Source organism: Brachybacterium sp. AOP25-B2-12, from assembly GCF_052378625.1.
GTDB lineage: Bacteria > Actinomycetota > Actinomycetes > Actinomycetales > Dermabacteraceae > Brachybacterium.
In genome coordinates this window covers 37,023-50,364 of record NZ_JBQSXW010000001.1, presented here as the reverse complement: position 1 = coordinate 50,364, position 13,342 = coordinate 37,023, and the positions used below count along the sequence as shown (strand labels likewise).

Genomic DNA, 13,342 nt, shown 5'->3' with positions numbered 1-13,342 from the left:
CGGTCCTCGGCCTTGTCAGCGTCCTCCGGGTCTCGTCATCGAGTGTGGCAAACGTTGTCCATCCACCGCGAGAGCGAGTGCGGACGGATGGCAAACGATTGCCGTCACGCGAGGATCAGGACCGGCAGGCTGTCAAGGGGTGCTCCCGGATCAGCGCGACATCGTTCGGGACGCGAGGCGCCGTGGCAACCCTCAAGGAGATCGCGGACCTCGCGTCCGTCTCGGTGGCAACGGCATCCAGGGCCCTGAACGGATCCGCGGTCGGGCATCCTGTGTCCGAGGCCGTCCAAGCGCGTGTCCGGTCAGCCGCGGCCCAGCTGGGATACACCCCGAGCGCTCCCGCTCGGGCTCTGAGGGCCCGACGCACCAGCATCGTCGGCGTCATCACGAGCGACATCCTCGACCCGTACTTCGGGGAGCTGGCCCGGTCCATCGAGATCGAGGCGGGCAGGCTGGGCTTCGTCACGATCGTGGCCAACACCGATCGCGACCCGGGCCAGGAACGCCTGAAGTTCGAGCTCCTCCGTGAGCACCGCGCGGCGGGCATCGTGTTCTGCGGGAGCGACATCGACGGCGCCCCCGGGACAGCTCGCCTCGCGCGGGAGGTCGATGCCGCGGTGGCACAGGGCACACGGGTCGTGGCGCTTGCCCCACGACACTTCGCGGCCGACAGGATCGTCGTCGACAACGTGGCGGCGGGGGGGCGCCTCACCGAGCACCTGCTCGATCTCGGCCACCGGGACATCGCCTTCATCGGCGATCTCCCGGGGCTGGCGAGCATTGGTCTGCGCATCGACGGGTACACCGCCGCGATCACCGCCGCAGGAGGCGCGCCCCGCGTGCTGGGGCGCGGCGGGCTCACGCAGGAGAGCGGACGCTCGGCCATGGGCGAGCTCCTCGCGGGGTCGAGGCTGCCGGACGCCGTCGTCTGCGCCAACGACGAGGTGGCCGTGGGCGTGGTGGCCGGGCTCTGGAACGCCGGCCTGCACGCGCCCGAGACCCTCTCGGTCGCGGGGATCGGCGGCACCCGCGTGGGGGAGCAGTTCGGTCTGACGACGATGTCCCTCGAGCTCGGGGAGCTCGGCATGGTCGCAGCCCGCTACATCACGTCCGTGGAGGGCGCACCTCCGAGCGCGCCCGGCGTGCGCCTCGTGGTGCGCTCGAGCACGCGTGCATGGGCGCCCCGGCGCTGACGCTCCTGCACCCGTGGTACGTGCGGTGCCCGGCGGCGCGTCGTGCGCTCGGGCGATGGTGGCTCGGGCCCTCAGGAGGTCGACAGATCGACGTACCAGCCGCCGTCCGCGCCGCGGCGCAGGGTGAACTCGGTCTGCGTGTTGGCGACCGCGGCGGTGATGGTCCCGTCGTCGTTGGCCCGGGTGATCACCTGGTCCGGGGTCAGGGTGTCGATCGCCCGCTTCTGCTCCTCGGTGCCACCGCCGGCGTACTGCTGCATCTGGTTGGTGCACAGGCTGATCTCGGAGGGCTGGTAGGGCTGCTTCGTGATGGGGTTCAGCACCGTCCTGCAGATCCCCTCGACGTCACCGTGGATGAGCGCCTTGGTGAGGTCGACCATGGTCTGGCCCGCGGCGGTCAGGTCCTCGGGCGTCACCGGCGCCGGACCCTGGCTGGTCGTCGTCGCCACGGTGCGCGAGGTCGTCGGCGGCGCATCGGAGGTGGACTGCTCCGTCGGCGAGGACGACGTCGCGGTCGTCCCGCGCGCCGTGGGGTCCTCCTCCTCGCCCCCCGAGTTCACGAGGGTCACGGCGATGATCGTGATGATCGCGGCCAGCACGAGCAGGCACCCGCACCCGACGGCCACCCAGATGCCCCAGCGCCGCTTCGGCGGGGTCGGTGGGGTCGGCCCGCCCGGTGCGCTCCCGAACCCCGAGGCGGATCCGGCCGCCCCCTGCGGCTGTGCGCCGAAGGCCGGCAGCTGCGCACCGTGCCCCTGAGGCTGCGCGCCCTGGCCCGAGGGTTGGGTGCCGTACGCGGGGACGCCGTGCTGCTGGCCGGGCTCCTGCCCGCCGCCGTACGGCGGGCCGCCGGGAGCCGGGGGCACGGGATACGACATCGGGGTCTCCTCGGGGCTGCCGGGACGAGCACTGTGATCCAGAAGATACCCTGCCCGGCGCACGGGGCAGGGGTTCTCCTCAGAGGCCGAGACCGGAGCGCATCCACGGCGCGAGGGCGATGCCGACCACCGGCATCGCCAGCAGCACCGGGCCGTACGCGAAGGCCGCCCGCGCGTCGCGGGTCCGCAGGAGCGTCACGATGCCGCAGACCCCACCGAGGATCGCCGTGCCCAGGAGCCCCGAGAGCAGGACGTCCCAGCCCAGCAGGCACGTGGTCACGAGCACGGCCGGGATCGTCTTGGCATCCCCCATGCCGAGCAGCGACGGCGACAGCAGGGCGATGCACACCGCGAGAGCCCCGCCCACGAGCCCCGTCACCAGCGCGAGCACGACGTCACCGCGCGCCGGCGGGGAGAGCAGGGCCACCCCCGCTGTGACCAGCGCGATCGACGCGGAGAGCACGAGGACGTGGCGATTGGGCAGCCGGTGCTCGCGCACGTCGATGACCGACAGCGCCACGGCCTGGGGCAGGTAGACCACCAGCAGCGCGATCAGCGCCGGGAGCGGGACGGCGCTGAGGGTCACGGTCCGATTCAAGCAGAGGACCCGCGCCCAGGAGCGAGCGCCGCGGGCGCTGTGGACGACCGCGTCAGGCCGCCGCGTCGCGCCCCAGGGTCGAGGCGACGCGGATGATGCGACGCCGCAGCCACACCTTCTTGCCACCTCCGAGGTACAGCCGGGTGCGAGCCAGCTCCCAGCGCCCGTACTCCGCCTTCTCCGTGAGCCCGGCGCGGACGGCGCCGATGGACACGCGCGGCGGGATGGTCACGATCTGGAACTCGTAGTCCTCGGGACGGCGCCCGCGCTCGATCGGGAGATCGGTGATCCCCGAGGGCGCGGAGACGTGCTGCACCGACGGTCGCGGGTGCGGGAGCGAGGAGAAGGTGGACATGGTTCTCCTTCCGGGAGGGGATCGGGCCCCGGCAGGGCCCGTGAGGGTGTCCATTGTGCGCTCGGACGCGGTAGGTTTCCCATCATGACCACGGATCCGCGCGCCGCCCTCGCAGCTCTGATCGCCGCCCTCGAACGTCACTACGAAGCCTCCGCCGCCTCGCGGGGCGACGAGGACCCCGCCCTCGAAGCCGCCACCGACCAGCTCACCTCGGCCTTCGACACCTACGACGACGCCCTCTTCGAGGCGTACGACGTCGCCACTCCGCTGATCGTCTTCGACGGGGACGACGAGGACGACGACAACGATGATGCCGACGACTTCGACGACTTCGACGACTTCGACGATCTCGAGGACGACGACGACGAGGATGATGACGAGGACGAGGACGAGGACGAGGGCGACGACGAGGACGAGACCGCGCATCGTCGCTGACGGCCGGCCGAGTGAGGGATACGCGACCCCGTCGGTGCCGTCCTCGGACGAGGCCCCCGCATAGGATCGAGCGGTGAAGAGCTGGACATCGCCGGTCGTCGCCCCCCTGCCCGCAAGCGGTCTCCCCGTCCGCCTGCACGATTCCCGGTCACGGGAGATCCAGGAGGTCCGGCCCCTCACCCCCGGGCTGGTCCGGCTCTACACGTGCGGGATCACCCCGTACGACTCGACGCACATGGGGCACGCCGCGACCTACGTCGCCGCGGACCTCATGCGCCGCGCCTTCCTCGACAGCGGCGTCCGTGTGCGCAGCGCGCAGAACGTCACCGACGTCGACGACCCGCTGCTCGAGCGCGCCGATCGGGACGCGATCGCCTGGCAGGACCTCGCCGCGGACCAGTCGGCGCTGTTCTCCTCGGACATGACCGCCCTGCGGGTCGTGGCCCCGGACACCTACCGCTCCGTGAGCGAGGCGATGGACGGGATCATCGCCCTGGTCACCCGGATCCGGGACGCGGGGTTCGCCTACCAGGTCGAGACCGCGGACGCCGACGGGCAGGACTGGTACCTCGACATCACCCGCACGGGGACGCTCGGCGACGTCTGCGGCTGGTCCCGGGAGGAGATGGCGCAGGTCTTCCCCGAGCGCGGCGGCGACCCCGACCGCCCGGGCAAGCGTGATCCCTTCGATCCTCTGCTGTGGCGCGCGGCGCGCGAGGGCGAGCCGTCGTGGGAGGCGGGGGTCCTCGGGCGCGGTCGTCCCGGGTGGCACGTGGAGTGCGTGTGCATCGCCGAGGAGGCCCTCGGCATGCCCTTCGACGTCCAGACCGGAGGCAGCGACCTCGTCTTCCCCCACCACGACATGAGCGCCTCCCACGCAGCGGCCATCGGCAGCGGCTTCGCGACGATCTACCCGCACACGGGCATGGTCGCCTACGAGGGCGAGAAGATGAGCAAGTCCAAGGGCAACCTGGTGTTCGTCTCCCGACTGGTCGCGGGGGGCACCGATCCGATGGCGATCCGCCTCGTGCTCATGGCCCATCACTACCGCACCGACTGGGAGTGGACGGACGAGGAGCTGCGCGCAGGGACGTCCCGGCTCGCCGCCTATCGCGCTGCGGCGTCGCGCGATGCCGCGCACGGGATCGTGCGCCCCGACGTCGTGGAGGCGCTGCGCGCCGCCCTGCGCGAGGACCTCGACACCCCCCGGGCGATCGCGGTGCTCGATGCCTGGGCGGACGAGGATGCCGGGACCGCGGTGTCACCGGCTCCCGTGGAGCAGGACGGCGCGCCGGATCGCGTGGACCTCGCCGTCGACGCCCTGTTCGGGATCGAGCTCGCGGAGGTCTGAGCTCAACGAGCACCCGCGCCGGTCAGCGGGATCGGGGCTGGCCGGGGCACCCCGGCACTCCGCACGGGGCCTCGGCCCGGTCGGCGGGGAACCCCTGAGGAGACTCAGTCGTCGTCGTGGCGACGCTTGAGGAACTGCTCGAACTCCCGGGCGATCGCGTCGCCGGTGGCATCGGGCAGCTCGGCGGCGTCCTGGGTCCGCTCGAGGCGCTCGACGTACTCGGCGACGTCCGGATCGGTCCGTGCGAGCTCATCGACCCCGCGCTGCCAGGCGGCCGCCTCGTCCTCGAGCTCCCCGAGCGGCAGGGGTTCGTCGACCTGGTCCTGGAGGGCGCGGATGAGTGCCAGCACGGCCTTGGGAGAGGCGTTCTGGGAGACGTAGTGGGGGACCTGCACCCAGACCGCCACCGACCGGAGGCCCGCGGTGACCGCGACGCGGCCCAGCACCGTGGGGACGCCGATCGGTCCCTCGTAGGCGTCCTCGTCGACCGTGTCGTCGATCCCGGGCTCGATGTTCGCCGAGACCGGCAGCGGACGGGTGTGGGGAGCATCGGCCAGGAGCGAGCCGAGCGTCACCACGGTCGTGGCGCCGTGACGCACCAGCAGCTCGATGACCTCGGCGCTGAAGGCCTTCCAGCGCATGGAGGGCTCGGGCCCCTCGACGAGCAGGATCTTGCCGCCGTGCGGGGTCGTCACGAGGTCGACGGTCGTGTCCGGCCAGTCGATCACCCGGTTGCCGTCCTCGGTCGTGCGGATCGAGGGGCGGCTGACCTGGAAGTCGACGTACTCCTCCGAGGAGATGGTGGCGATCCGGCGCGAGGGCCACATCGCGAGCAGGTGGGCGATCGCACCGGTCGCGGCCTCTCCGGCGTCGTTCCATCCGCCGAACGCGGCGATCGCGATGGTGGGACCCTCGCCGCGGTGCCTCCCGCGGCGTCCCGTCTCAGGCGGCTGCATCCGTTGTCCGTCCTCCGGTCCCGACTCGGTGCGCGAGGCGCACGATCCGGACGGCACATCGGCGACCGCCCGGTCGGTCCATCATAGGCGTCCGCAGCCCGCACCCAGTGGTCCCACGGGACCTGCGGCTATGCTCACACACCGCGACCGCAGACCCGGCGCGACGACAGCAGCAGGTCCCCCGTCCCGGCGGTCACGCCGACCCACGCGCCGCGGGAGCATCGTGCCTCCCGCGGGCGCGACGCACGCGGCAGCGCGATGCGTCCGCCCGTGCACGGTGGCCGTCGTGAGGACCGCAGTCACCGAGGAGCACGCCGTGGACGCCACCCGCACGCCCGACAGGAGGCTCCCGCGGCTCCAGGTCTCCGGCGGCACCCTGCTGACGATCGGGCTGCTCGCCGTCCTCGTCTACCCGAACCTCAGCGCCCAACGGGTCGCCGACACCACCGGGACCGTGCTGCTGGCCGTCGCCGTGGGCGTGTTCATGATCGTCTCGGTGCTGCTGCACGAGATCGGCCATGCGGTGCTGGCCCGGGCGTTCGGCGCGCGGGTCGAGCAGATCGCGCTCACGCTGTGGGGCGGGCACACGCAGTACACGGGTCGGAACATCGGCCCCCTGCCCTCCGCGCTCATCGCCGTGGCCGGGCCCGTCGTCAACGGGCTCCTCGCGCTCGCAGCCTTCGCCGGGGTCGAGGCCGTCGGAGGCCAGGGGGCCGCCGGTGCGTTCCTGTTCTACGCGGCGGTGCTCAACGTCGGGCTCGCGGTGTTCAACCTGCTCCCGGGGCTGCCCATGGACGGCGGTCGCGTGGTCGAGGGGATCCTGGGTGCGGTGCTCGGCCGACGCTCCGTCGGCACGGTCGTGACCGCCTGGATCGGGCGCGCGATCGCCGTCGGCGTCGTCCTGCTGGCGCTGTGGCGGCTCTCGCAGTCGCAGGGGACGTTCGGGATCATCGTCGTGCTGTGGGCGGTGATCATCGCGGGAACCCTCTGGCGGGGCGCCTCCGCCGCCCTGCAGGGCGCGCAGACGCAGGACCGGATCGGTCGGCTCGACGTGCGGGACCTCACGCGGCCCGTCGTCGTCCTCCCGCAGTCCGCGACGACCGCGGACGTGCCCCCGGCCGTCGACCCGCGCACCGTCCTCGTGCTCGACGCCCAGGGCCAGGGACACCGGGTGGATCCCGTGGCGCTCGCCTCGGTGCCGCTGGCCTCCCGGGCCGCGACCCCGATCGGCGCGGTGACGCGCCCCGTGGGGCTCGTCGGCCGGGTTCCCTCCACCGTCGACGGGGACGCCCTGGTGGACCACCTCATGGCCGACCGCCGAGCCGAGCACCTCGTCGTCGATCCGGACGGACGGGTCCTCGGCTCGATCGCGACGGCCGAGGTCGGCGCGCGTCTGCACCCCGGGACGGATCCCCGGGCCCCGGGCGCACGACCGTAGACTGGAATCCATGACCTCGACAGATCCCGGGACAGCTCCCGCGGCCCCCGGCCCCAGACTGGACCGCACGGGACCCTTCGTGGCCGGCGACAAGGTGCAGCTCGCGGACGCACGCCACCGCATGAACACGATCACCCTGAAGGTGGGCGGCGAGTTCCACAGCCACCGCGGGGTCCTGCGCCACGACGACCTCATCGGCGCCGAGGACGGCACCGTGGTCGAGGACTCCCACGGCACCCGCTACCAGGCGATGCGCCCGCTGTACGCCGACTACATGCTGTCCATGCCGCGCGGCGCCGCGATCGTGTACCCCAAGGACAGCGCCCAGATCCTCATGTGGGGGGACATCTTCCCCGGCGCGCGGGTGCTCGAGGCGGGCGTGGGCTCCGGAGGGCTGACCACCGCACTGCTGCGGGCCGTCGGCCCCGAGGGCTCGGTCCACTCGATCGAGCGCCGTGAGGACTTCGCGGAGGTCGCGCGCCTGAACGTCGAGACGTACTTCGGCGGCACCCACCCCGCGTGGACCCTCAGCACCGGGGACTTCCAGGACACCGCGCTCGAGCTCGCGGCCGACGGTCCCTGCGCCGACCGCGTCGTGCTGGACATGCTCGCCCCGTGGGAGTGCGTCGGCGCGGCCGCGACGGCGCTCGTCTCCGGCGGCGTGTTCCTCGCGTACGTCGCCACCGTCACCCAGCTCTCCCGGACCGCCGAGGCGCTGCGCGCCCACGGCGAGTTCACCGAGCCCGACGCCTGGGAGTCGTTCGTCCGGCCCTGGCACCTCGAGGGCCTCGCCGTGCGCCCCGAGCACCGCATGAACGCCCACACCGGCTTCCTGCTCACCGCGCGCCGCACCGCCCACGGCACCCCGGCGCTCACGCGCGTGCGCCGACCGGCCCCTGGCTCCCAGCTCGCCGAGGAGCTGGCCCACCCGGACAACGAGGGGTTCGGCGGCTCCGAGGGCACCTGGACGCCCGAGGACATCGGCGAGCGCGGCATCGCGCCCCGCAAGATCAAGCGCGCCCTGCGCGACATCCGTCAGGGACGCGACCGCTGAACGTCCCGCTCCCGCCATCCGTCGTCACCGAGGATCGGACATCGTGAAGACCTATCAGGACCTGAGCACCGAGCTCGAGAAGTACGCCGCCCAGAACGACCGCCTGGTCGCGGGGCTGCGGTCCGCCCGCGCGCAGATCGTGCAGCTCAAGACCGACCTCGAACGGATCTCGGACCCGCCCAACTCCTACGCGACGTTCCTCGCCCGCGCGGAGGGGACCACCGTCGACGTGCTCCACAACGGACGCCGCCTCCGGATCGCCACGAGCCCCGAGCTCGACCCCGCGACGCTCGCATCCGGCGCGCAGCTGCGCCTGAACGAGTCGCTCGTGGCCGTCCAGGAGGTGGCGCGGGAGAACGCCGGCAGCGTCGTGACCGTGCTCGAGGACCTGCCCGATGCCCGGGTGCTGGTCCAGGTCGCGCAGGACGACCAGCGCGCCCTGCGTCGCAGCGGCGTCCTCGCGGAGACCGCCCTGCACCCCGGCGACCACGTCCTCGTCGACCTCAAGGCGCAGCTGGTGCTCGAGGAGATCGAGCGCGCCGAGATCACGGACCTCGTGCTCGAGCAGGTCCCCGAGACGTCCTTCGAGCAGATCGGGGGGCTCGCCGAGCAGATCGATGCGATCCGCGACGCCGTCGAGCTGCCGTTCCTGCACCAGGATCTCTACCGACGCTACGGCCTGCGCCCGCCCAAGGGCGTCCTCCTGTACGGGCCCCCCGGCTGCGGCAAGACGATGATCGCCAAGGCCGTCGCCCACGAGCTGGCCCTGCGCTCGGCCGAGGCCCGCGGCGTCGACGTCACCGAGGCGCTGCGCGGCAGCTCCTTCCTCAACGTCAAGGGCCCCGAGCTGCTGAACAAGTACGTGGGGGAGACCGAGCGGTCGATCCGCCTGGTCTTCGAGCGGGCGCGGGAGCGCGCGAGCTCCGGGAACCCCGTGATCGTCTTCTTCGACGAGATGGAGTCGCTGTTCCGCACCCGGGGGACCGGTGTCTCCAGCGACGTCGAGACGACCATCGTGCCCCAGCTGCTCGCCGAGATCGACGGCGTCGAGAGCCTCGAGAACGTCATCGTCATCGGCGCCTCCAACCGCGAGGACATGATCGACCCGGCGATCCTGCGACCCGGACGCCTCGACGTGAAGATCCGCGTCCAGCGCCCCGACGCCTCCTCGGCCCGCGAGATCCTCGGGCTCTACCTCGACGGCTCCGTGCCGCTGCGCGAGGACCGCGAGGTGCTCCTGGACCTCGCCGTCCGGACCCTGTACGCGGACGGCCCGGACACCGCCTTCGTGCGGCTGGAGTACTCCGACGGCAGCGCCGAGACGCTGCACTTCCGGGACTTCGTCTCGGGCGCGACCCTGCGCAACATCGTCGACCGGGCGAAGAAGAACGCGGTCAAGGACACTCTGGCGGGTGATCCGGAAGGGATCGGCTCCGCGCACGTGCTGGCCGCCATCGCGACCGAGTTCGCCGAGAACGAGGATCTGCCCTCCGGCGCGCACCCGGACGACTGGGCGCGGATCTCCGGACGACGGGGCCGCCGCGTCGAGAAGGTGACACCCGTCCACGGCGAGGCCCGTGCACGGCAGGAGGCCGGGGCATGAGCGTCGCCACGACCCCGGGGACCGCGGGACCCGGCTCGGAGGTCCCCCCGGCGAAGGGTTCGCCGGGAGAGACGGCATCCGCGCCCGCGCTCGTGACGCGCCGGGTGATGGGCATCGAGACGGAGTTCGGGGTGTTGCACGCCGACGTCGAGGCGCGCTCGACCTCGGGCGCATCGTCCTCGATCATGCTCTCCCACCTGGCCGTCGCCGCCTATGCGCTGCTGGGCGAGGACCCCTCCCGTCGCGGCGCCCGCGTGCGTTGGGACTACGGCGACGAGACGCCCCTGCGGGATGCCCGGGGCTTCGAGCTGACCCGTGCCGCCGCCCATCCCAGCCAGCTCACCGACGCGGTGCGCGACGCGCACGTGCCGATGTTCGACCTGCCCGGGGCGGACGTCCCGAGCGTCGATGCGGACGTGCCCCTGCGGGCCCCCGAGCGTGCGCCCGGCGGCAGCGATGCGGAGATCCTCGACTGGGCCGTGCAGCGCGCCGTCGGCAACGCGGTGCTGCCCAACGGCGCCCGGCTCTACGTCGACCACGCCCACCCCGAGTACTCCTCCCCGGAGGTCACGAGGGCCCGGGAGGCCGTGGTCCTGGACCGGGCCGGCGAACTCATCGCCATCGAGGCCATGCGGCGCCTCGACGCGATCGAGGAGGTGCCCTCGATCGCCCTGTACAAGAACAACACCGACGGCAAGGGCGCCTCGTACGGCACCCACGAGAACTACCTCCTGGACCGCGACATCCCCTTCGAGCACGTCGTCGCGGCGCTCGTGCCCTTCTTCGCCACCCGCAGCGTGCTGACGGGCGCCGGCCGGGTGGGGATCGGCACCAAGGGCCAGCGGCCCGGCTTCCAGATCTCCTCGCGCGCCGACTTCTTCGAGGCCGAGGTGGGCCTGGAGACCACGCTGAACCGACCCATCGTCAACTCCCGGGACGAGCCGCATGCCGATGCCCGGCGGCATCGGCGCCTGCACGTGATCATCGGGGATGCGACCCAGGTCGAGACCGCCACCTACCTCAAGCTCGGCATGACGAGCCTCGTGCTCGCCGCCCTCGAGGCCGAGCGGCGGACGGGGGAGCCGATCCTGCCCGTGCTGCGGCTCGTGGACCCCGTCGAGGCCGTGCACGTCATCAGCCATGACCCGACGCTCGCCGCGACGGTCGAGACCCTCGACGGCGAGCACCTCACCGGGCTCGACATCCAGCGCCGCTACCTCGCGGCGATCGCACCCCGGGCCGACACGAGCGATCCCGAGACCGCCGATGTCCTGGCGCAGTGGGCCGAGCTCCTGGACCTGCTGGGCGAGGACCCCCTGCTGGCCGCGGACCGGGTCGAATGGGCCGCCAAGCTGTCCCTGCTCGAGCACTACCGGTCCCGCCACGGGCTGGACTGGGGCGACCCGCGCCTGCTCGCGATCGACCTCCAGTTCAGCGACCTGCGCCCCGCGCGCAGCCTCTACGCCCGCCTCCGGGACTCCGGGGCCGTCCGACGTCTCGTCGCCGAGGACGAGGCCGCCCGGGCGGTCGCGACACCCCCGGCCACAACCCGCGCGCACCTGCGCGGCGCCCTCATCGGCGCCCATCCGGACGCGGTCCCCTCCGCCGGCTGGGACGTGCTGACCCTCGAGGGCTCCGACGCGGCGCTCCGGATCCGCATGGCCGAGCCCACCCTCGGCAGCGCCGCCTGGTGCGCGCAGCACGGCGTGGACCCGTGGGCCCCCGTCGACGAGGTGCTCACGACCCTGCGGCGGATCGGCGAGGAGGGCGGGACGCCGGCCTCCTCCGGCGAGGCCGCACCCCGTTCCCGTGCGGACCCCCTCGACGTCTGACCGCCCGACATCCCACGTCGCGCACCCCAGGACCGACCCCACCCTCGAAGGAGCATGACCATGACCCAGCAGTCCCTCCACGGCTCCGGCCCCGGCGACGACGACACCCCGGGCACCGACAGCGCGACCGGCGGCGGCCAGACCTTCGCCTCGGTGCACTCCAGCGACGACCTGCTCGACGAGATCGATTCCGTGCTGGAGTCCAATGCCGAGACCTTCGTGAAGTCCTTCGTGCAGAAGGGCGGTCAGTGACCTCATGAAGCGCCGCGTGGGAGGCCTCGAGACCGAGTACGGCCTCGTGTGCGTGCGTGCCGACGGCACCCGGGCCCTCGAGCCCGAGTCCGCCGCGCGGGAGCTGTTCCGCCCCGTCGTCGCGATGGGGCGCTCCTCCAACGTCTTTCTGCCCAATGCGGCGCGGCTCTACCTCGACGTCGGCAGCCACCCGGAGTTCGCGACCGCCGAGTGCGACGACTGGTGGGACCTCGTGGCCCAGGACCAGGCGGGCCAGCGGATCCTCGCCGACCTCGCCGAGCAGGCGGACGCGGCCTTCACCGAGGCCTGCACCGACGCGAGGATCCACCTCCTCAAGAACAACGTCGACTCGGCCGGCAACTCCTTCGGCAGCCACGAGAACTATCTCGTGGACCGGCGGGGCGAGTTCACGCGTCTGCCCCAGAGCCTCCTGCCGTTCCTCGTCACGCGGCAGATGATCACCGGCGCCGGGGGCGTCGTCACCGATGACGAGCACGGGCCCCGCTTCGTGTTCTCCCGCCGCAGCGACCACATGTGGGAGGCCGTGTCCTCGGCCACCACCCGCACCCGGCCCATCATCAACACCCGCGACGAGCCCCACGGGGACGCGACGCGATTCCGCCGGCTGCACGTGATCGTCGGGGACTCCACGATGTCCGAGGTCTCCACCTGGCTGCGGTTCGCCACCACCGACCTCGTGCTGCGTCTCATCGAGTCCGGCCGGGCCCTGCAGGACCTGCGGCTGAAGGATCCGATCACGGCGATCCGCGCGGTGGCCCGCGACCTCACGGGACAGACCCCGCTCGAGCTCGAGGACGGGCGGACCCTGCCCGCCGCCGAGATCCAGCAGCGCTACCTCGACCAGGTCCACGCGGTCGCCGACGATGCGGACGCCCCGACCCTCGAGACCTGGCAGCGGGCCCTGGACGCCGTGACGACCGGGGACCGGGCCTGGGCCTCGACGCAGCTGGACTGGGCGATCAAGGAGAAGCTGTTCGCGGACGTCGGCGCCCGACGCGGCGTGGACCTGGGCGATCCCACCATCCAGCGCCTGGACCTGGCCTACCACGACCTCGACGCCTGGACCGGGCTCCTCCCGGCCCTGCGCCGGCGGGGCCTGGCGCCCTCGGTCCTGTCCGAGGAACGGATCGAGGCGGCCCGGACCGTCGCCCCGACGACCACCCGCGCCCACCTGCGCGGACAGGTCGTCACGGCGGCGATCGAGCACCACGTCGACCACGTCGTGGACTGGACGACCATGCGCCTCACCCACCAGGGCGCCATGCCCGTCCAGGTGCTCGACCCCTTCGCCACCTCGACCCCTGAGGTCACGGCGCTGCTGGAGAAGATCCGCGCCGCCGGCTGAGCCCGCCTGTCCGGCCGCTCCCGTACGCTGG

General features: G+C 72.7%; 13 protein-coding genes. 9 read left to right on the top strand and 4 right to left on the bottom strand.

Features of this window, described 5'->3' with window-relative positions:
- The first annotated feature begins 182 nt into the window (after nucleotides 1-182).
- Entirely contained in the window at nucleotides 183-1,193 is a 1,011-nt protein-coding gene (locus ACT3TZ_RS00245) for a LacI family DNA-binding transcriptional regulator (protein WP_444581383.1), read from the top strand.
- A 71-nt stretch (nucleotides 1,194-1,264) separates the two neighbouring features.
- On the opposite strand, the gene ACT3TZ_RS00240 is transcribed toward ACT3TZ_RS00245, so the two are convergent.
- The 3 genes from ACT3TZ_RS00240 to ACT3TZ_RS00230 all read right to left on the bottom strand — a co-directional run bounded on the left by ACT3TZ_RS00240 (nucleotide 1,265) and on the right by ACT3TZ_RS00230 (nucleotide 3,024).
- Complete coding sequence (locus ACT3TZ_RS00240; protein ID WP_444581382.1) at nucleotides 1,265-2,071, bottom strand: hypothetical protein; 807 nt, start codon at nucleotides 2,069-2,071, stop codon at nucleotides 1,265-1,267.
- A 79-nt stretch (nucleotides 2,072-2,150) separates the two neighbouring features.
- Nucleotides 2,151-2,657, bottom strand: a complete 507-nt coding sequence (locus ACT3TZ_RS00235; RefSeq protein WP_444581381.1) for a prepilin peptidase — start codon at nucleotides 2,655-2,657, stop codon at nucleotides 2,151-2,153.
- 64 nt (nucleotides 2,658-2,721) lie between these two features.
- Nucleotides 2,722-3,024: a DUF5703 family protein gene (locus tag ACT3TZ_RS00230; protein ID WP_444581380.1), complete on the bottom strand. Its 303-nt coding sequence runs from the start codon at nucleotides 3,022-3,024 to the stop codon at nucleotides 2,722-2,724.
- A gap of 84 nt (nucleotides 3,025-3,108) precedes the next feature.
- On the opposite strand from ACT3TZ_RS00230, the gene ACT3TZ_RS00225 reads away from it, so the two are divergent.
- Both ACT3TZ_RS00225 and mshC read left to right on the top strand, forming a co-directional pair.
- Nucleotides 3,109-3,459, top strand: a complete 351-nt coding sequence (locus ACT3TZ_RS00225) for a DNA primase (protein WP_444581379.1) — start codon at nucleotides 3,109-3,111, stop codon at nucleotides 3,457-3,459.
- A gap of 73 nt (nucleotides 3,460-3,532) precedes the next feature.
- On the top strand, nucleotides 3,533-4,810 hold the full coding sequence (mshC, locus tag ACT3TZ_RS00220) for a cysteine--1-D-myo-inosityl 2-amino-2-deoxy-alpha-D-glucopyranoside ligase (protein WP_444581378.1): 1,278 nt from the start codon (nucleotides 3,533-3,535) through the stop codon (nucleotides 4,808-4,810).
- Between the two features lie 104 nt (nucleotides 4,811-4,914).
- Here the strand turns inward: mshC and ACT3TZ_RS00215 are convergent, their stop codons facing one another.
- On the bottom strand, nucleotides 4,915-5,766 hold the full coding sequence (locus ACT3TZ_RS00215; protein ID WP_444581377.1) for a PAC2 family protein: 852 nt from the start codon (nucleotides 5,764-5,766) through the stop codon (nucleotides 4,915-4,917).
- 286 nt (nucleotides 5,767-6,052) lie between these two features.
- Between ACT3TZ_RS00215 and ACT3TZ_RS00210 the strand changes: the two genes are divergently transcribed.
- The 6 genes from ACT3TZ_RS00210 to pafA are packed head-to-tail and all read left to right on the top strand — an operon-like array spanning nucleotide 6,053 to nucleotide 13,311.
- Nucleotides 6,053-7,204: a M50 family metallopeptidase gene (locus ACT3TZ_RS00210; protein ID WP_444581376.1), complete on the top strand. Its 1,152-nt coding sequence runs from the start codon at nucleotides 6,053-6,055 to the stop codon at nucleotides 7,202-7,204.
- A gap of 10 nt (nucleotides 7,205-7,214) precedes the next feature.
- Complete coding sequence (locus tag ACT3TZ_RS00205; RefSeq protein WP_444581375.1) at nucleotides 7,215-8,258, top strand: tRNA (adenine-N1)-methyltransferase; 1,044 nt, start codon at nucleotides 7,215-7,217, stop codon at nucleotides 8,256-8,258.
- A gap of 43 nt (nucleotides 8,259-8,301) precedes the next feature.
- Nucleotides 8,302-9,861 (top strand): proteasome ATPase, encoded by a 1,560-nt coding sequence (gene arc / locus ACT3TZ_RS00200; protein WP_444581374.1) that lies wholly within the window; start codon nucleotides 8,302-8,304, stop codon nucleotides 9,859-9,861.
- Nucleotides 9,858-11,693: a depupylase/deamidase Dop gene (dop, locus tag ACT3TZ_RS00195; protein ID WP_444581373.1), complete on the top strand. Its 1,836-nt coding sequence runs from the start codon at nucleotides 9,858-9,860 to the stop codon at nucleotides 11,691-11,693. The genes arc and dop overlap by 4 nt, the downstream gene beginning before the upstream one ends.
- 60 nt (nucleotides 11,694-11,753) lie before the next feature.
- Nucleotides 11,754-11,945 carry a ubiquitin-like protein Pup gene (locus ACT3TZ_RS00190; protein WP_444581372.1) on the top strand — a complete coding sequence of 64 codons (192 nt, stop codon included), beginning with the start codon at nucleotides 11,754-11,756 and terminating at the stop codon, nucleotides 11,943-11,945.
- Nucleotides 11,946-11,949: 4 nt separating this feature from the next.
- The gene (gene pafA / locus ACT3TZ_RS00185; protein WP_444581371.1) at nucleotides 11,950-13,311 is read left to right on the top strand and encodes a Pup--protein ligase; all 1,362 of its coding nucleotides are present in this window, start codon (nucleotides 11,950-11,952) and stop codon (nucleotides 13,309-13,311) included.
- The last annotated feature ends 31 nt before the right edge of the window (nucleotides 13,312-13,342 follow it).